This is a genomic window from Actinoplanes sp. NPDC051346 (assembly GCF_040682215.1).
Taxonomy (GTDB): Bacteria; Actinomycetota; Actinomycetes; order Mycobacteriales; family Micromonosporaceae; genus Actinoplanes.
Genome location: NZ_JBFBAJ010000042.1, coordinates 1 through 1,434, shown reverse-complemented (window position 1 = coordinate 1,434; position 1,434 = coordinate 1). Strand labels below are relative to the sequence as shown.

1 protein-coding gene is annotated in these 1,434 nt (G+C 67.3%); it reads left to right on the top strand.

Annotated elements, in window-relative coordinates:
• The first annotated feature begins 168 nt into the window (after nucleotides 1–168).
• Complete coding sequence (locus AB0M36_RS37620) at nucleotides 169–1,410, top strand: IS701 family transposase (protein ID WP_364167593.1); 1,242 nt, start codon at nucleotides 169–171, stop codon at nucleotides 1,408–1,410.
• The last annotated feature ends 24 nt before the right edge of the window (nucleotides 1,411–1,434 follow it).

The window sequence follows — 1,434 nt, the reverse complement described above, 5'->3', positions numbered from 1 at the left end:
TACTCCAGCCGGGGATGTTGACCTTGGCTGAGCTGGGGTCTGATCTGGTGTGGGAACGAGGGCAGCCACCGTCGATCATGGACGGTTGTGTGGACTGACCATGACGCAGCGGTGGCTGCCGGATACAGGGTAGACGCCCAGCGATGGCGGGTGTTGTTCGACGACCTGATGTTGACTGTCGGGCAACGTTTCCGCAGGCCGGAACCCCGACGGCGAGTGGGTAACTTCGTGCGGGGACTGCTGGCGCCGCTGCCGCGTAAGAACTGCTGGACGATCGCCGAGCATGCTGGTGATGCGGGTCCGGACGGGATGCAGGACCTGCTGACCCGGGTGAAGTGGGATCACGCCGCGGTCCGCGGCGATGTCCGCGAGTTCATCGCCGAGCAGCTCGGCGACGCCGACGCGGTGCTCGTCATCGACGAGACCGGCGATCTGAAGAAGGCCCGGCATACCGTCGGCGTCCAGCGGCAGTACTCCGGCACGGCGGGGAAGATCGAGAACTGTCAGCTCGCCGTGCATCTGGTCTACGCCACCGAGACCGCTCACGCGATGCTCGACGCAGCTCTCTACCTGCCAAAATCCTGGTGCGACAACCCGCAGCGGCGGGCCGAAGCCGGCGTACCCGAACAGGTGCAGTTCGCGACCAAACCACAACTGGCATCCCGGATGATCGAGGCCGCGGTCGCCGCCGGGCTGCCGTGTCGCTGGGTGGCCGGCGACGAGGCCTACGGCGGCGATCCGCGCCTGGCCGCCAGGCTGCGCACGCTGCGACTGGGCTACGTCCTCGCGGTGGCCTGCTCACATCAGGTGACCACCGGCCAGGGCGTCTACCGCGCCGATGTGCTGGCCGCAGGACTTCCCGCTTCGGCTTGGCAGCGGATGTCCGCCGGCCGCGGCGCGAAAGGCTACCGCTACTACGACTGGGCCTTCACCGCCCTGCCCCACGCCGCCGACAGCCACGGCGGGCATCACTGGCTGCTGATTCGCCGCAACCGCACCACCGGTGAGCTGGCCTTCTACCGCTGCTGGTCACCCGAACTCACCGCGCTGCGCACCCTGGTCATGGTCGCCGGGCGTCGCTGGAAGATCGAAGAGTCGTTCCAAGCCGCGAAGAGCGGCCTCGGTCTGGACCAGCATCAACACCGCCGCTGGACATCCTGGCACCGGTGGACCACCCTGACGATCTTCGCTCATGCCTTCCTCGCTGCCGCTACAGCTCACCACGACCGGCCCGACCCGATCGGGCTGATCCCGCTGACCGTCAACGAGCTACGTCACCTGTTCCACGTACTGATCATCAACCCTGCCCGCCGCCACGCCGACCCGCTGCTCTGGTCGATCCGCCGACGCCGCCATCAAGCCCGCGCAAGAAATAGCCACTACGCCCGACAAGCCCTCACCAAGCCGTGATCACGATCCCCGGCTGGAGTACTA

Coding starts and splice junctions, on each gene's coding strand:
- AB0M36_RS37620 (WP_364167593.1), top strand. CDS start 169: ATGTTGACTGTCGGGCAACGTTTCCGCAGGCCGGAACCCCGACGGCGA.